General features: G+C 73.6%; 4 protein-coding genes. 3 read left to right on the forward strand and 1 reads right to left on the reverse strand.

Annotation, left to right across the window (positions count from 1 at the left end):
* The first annotated feature begins 339 nt into the window (after positions 1-339).
* Together PLP61_RS16675 and PLP61_RS16680 are read left to right on the forward strand one after the other, a co-directional pair.
* The gene (locus PLP61_RS16675) at positions 340-609 is read left to right on the forward strand and encodes a hypothetical protein (RefSeq protein ID WP_324503899.1); all 270 of its coding nucleotides are present in this window, start codon (positions 340-342) and stop codon (positions 607-609) included.
* Positions 606-1,655: a YihY/virulence factor BrkB family protein gene (locus tag PLP61_RS16680; protein ID WP_324503901.1), complete on the forward strand. Its 1,050-nt coding sequence runs from the start codon at positions 606-608 to the stop codon at positions 1,653-1,655. Before PLP61_RS16675 ends, PLP61_RS16680 begins: the two co-directional genes overlap by 4 nt.
* On the opposite strand, the gene PLP61_RS16685 is transcribed toward PLP61_RS16680, so the two are convergent.
* Complete coding sequence (locus PLP61_RS16685; RefSeq protein WP_324503903.1) at positions 1,626-1,955, reverse strand: GNAT family N-acetyltransferase; 330 nt, start codon at positions 1,953-1,955, stop codon at positions 1,626-1,628. The two genes, PLP61_RS16680 and PLP61_RS16685, sit on opposite strands and share 30 nt — an antisense overlap.
* A 25-nt stretch (positions 1,956-1,980) precedes the next feature.
* Between PLP61_RS16685 and PLP61_RS16690 the strand changes: the two genes are divergently transcribed.
* The coding region (locus PLP61_RS16690; protein ID WP_324503905.1) for a hypothetical protein at positions 1,981-2,161 on the forward strand (181 nt) is incomplete at its 3' end.

The following is a 2,161-nucleotide window of genomic DNA, read 5'->3' on the forward strand; positions in this document are numbered from 1 at the left end:
GACGGGGGAGGCCACCCGCCAGCCGAGCCGGGCCAGCGCGGCGCCGGTGCCCGCGGTCGCCGCGACCACGCCGAGGGCGACATCGACGACGGGCCCCGGCTCGGGGGGGCGCGCCACCCCGACGGGGCTCCGGGGCTGGTGGACCAACTGGATCATCCTGCGCGGGCTCCTTGCGTCGCGCGTCACATTATCGGCCCGGCGGCGCCCTCGGACCATCCTGATCGGACGACTTGCCGGTGGCTCCCCTGCGGCCCCGTGGCGGCTCGGGGTGTTTGCCACTCTGTCCGAGGGGTACCAGGGGTCCCTACGTCGAGCAACGAGTGAGAGGGAGCGAGCCGGATGAAGAAGTGGATGATCCTGGCGGCCCTGACAGTCGGGTACGTCCTGGGTGCCAAGGCCGGCCGTCAGCGGTACGAGACGATCAGGTCCCGGGCCACGAAGGTCTGGAACGACCCGAAGGTGCAGGGGACCGCCGCCCAGGCCCAGGACCTGGTCAAGCAGAAGGCTCCCGAGGTCCAGGAGAAGGTCGCGGCCGCCGCCGCGAGCGCCGCCGCGAAGGTCAAGGGCTCCGACACCTCCCCGGAGCCGACCCCCGTGTACGAGGGGTGACCGGGCGCGGGACCGGCGCACCCGTCCAGGCGCCGCCGGACCACCCCGCCGAGCCCGACGAGCTGGGCGAGGTCACCGCGCCGTCCTGGCGGTACGTCGTACGTCGGACCCTGCGGGAGTTCTCGCGCGACGAGTGTCCGGACCAGGCTGCGGCGCTGACCTACTACGCGGTGCTGTCGGTGTTCCCCGCGGCCATCGCCCTGCTGTCCCTGGTCGGGTTGGTCGGCCGCGGGCCGGACACCGTCGACACGCTGGTCGGGATCCTGCGGGACGTGGGGGCCGGTGGGGCCGCCGACGTCGTGGAGCCGACGCTGCTCGAGCTGAGCCGCACCCCCGGCGTCGGGCTGGCCTTCCTCGCGGGGCTGGCCACCGCCCTGTGGACCGCCTCGGGCTACGTGGGGTCCTTCGCCCGGGCGATGAACCGGATCTACGAGGTACGCGAGGGCCGCCCGATCTGGACGCTGCGGCCCGCGATGCTGCTCGTGACGCTGGTCCTGGTGGTGCTCGCGACGCTGGTCTCGCTGGGTCTCGTCGTCAGCGGCCCGATGGCCACCGCGGTCGGGACGGCGCTGGGGGTGGGCGACACCGCGGTCCTGGTCTGGAACGTGCTCAAGTGGCCGGTGCTGCTGGGGATCGTCATGGTGATGGTCGCGCTGCTGTACTGGGCCACCCCCAACGTGCGACCCCCCAGGTTCCGCTGGGTCAGCGTGGGCGCGGGCGTGGCCATCCTCACCTGGGTGCTCGCCTCGGCGGCGTTCGGCTTCTACCTGGCCAACCTCGCCGCCTACGACCGCACCTACGGGTCGCTGGCCGGGGCCGTCGTGTTCCTGCTCTGGCTGTGGATCACCAACCTCGCCCTGCTGTTCGGTGCCGAGCTGGACGCCGAGCTGGAGCGGGGGCGCCAGCTCCAGGCCGGTCTGCCGGCCGAGGAGGAGCTGCAGCTCCCGCCGCGCGACACGCGCACCCTCGTGAAGGCCCAGGCCAAGGAGCGCGAGGACGTGGACCGGGGCCGGCGGCTACGGCTGTCCCGTGGTCGGCGCGGGTAGCCCGAACCGGCCCCTGAGGTCGGCGGGCACGAGGTCGAGGTACCGCTCGGGGTGCTTCTTGATGACCTTGCGGACGTAGGGGCAGACCGGCAGCACGGCCAGGCCGCGGCGCCGGGCGTCGTCGAGAGCCTCGCCGACCAGTCGCCGCGCCAGCCCCTGCCCGCTGAAGGCGGGGTCGACCTCGGCATGGGTGAAGGTGATCCGCTGCGTGGTCAGCTCGTAGTCGGCGAACCCCCTGAGCTGGTCGCCCTCGCGGATCTCGTAGCGGTGCTTGACCGGGTTGTCACGGACTGAAGGCACGTCGTCTCCTCTATGCTCGGGCCGCATGCGGCACAGCCACCTGTCCGTCCGTACCCGGCTCGCCCGGGCAGCAACCGTACTGGCCGTGGCCCTGGTGGCCCTGGCGCCCTCCGGCGGCGGCGCGGCGGCCGCAGCGCCCCCCGACACGCCGGTCAGCCGGGCGCTGGCGACCTCCGGCAAGGCGGCCGTGAACGCGGCGTACTGGA

The sequence above is a fragment of the Nocardioides sp. genome (assembly GCF_035429765.1).
GTDB lineage: Bacteria > Actinomycetota > Actinomycetes > Propionibacteriales > Nocardioidaceae > Nocardioides.

Coding starts and splice junctions, on each gene's coding strand:
- PLP61_RS16675 (WP_324503899.1), top strand. CDS start 340: ATGAAGAAGTGGATGATCCTGGCGGCCCTGACAGTCGGGTACGTCCTG.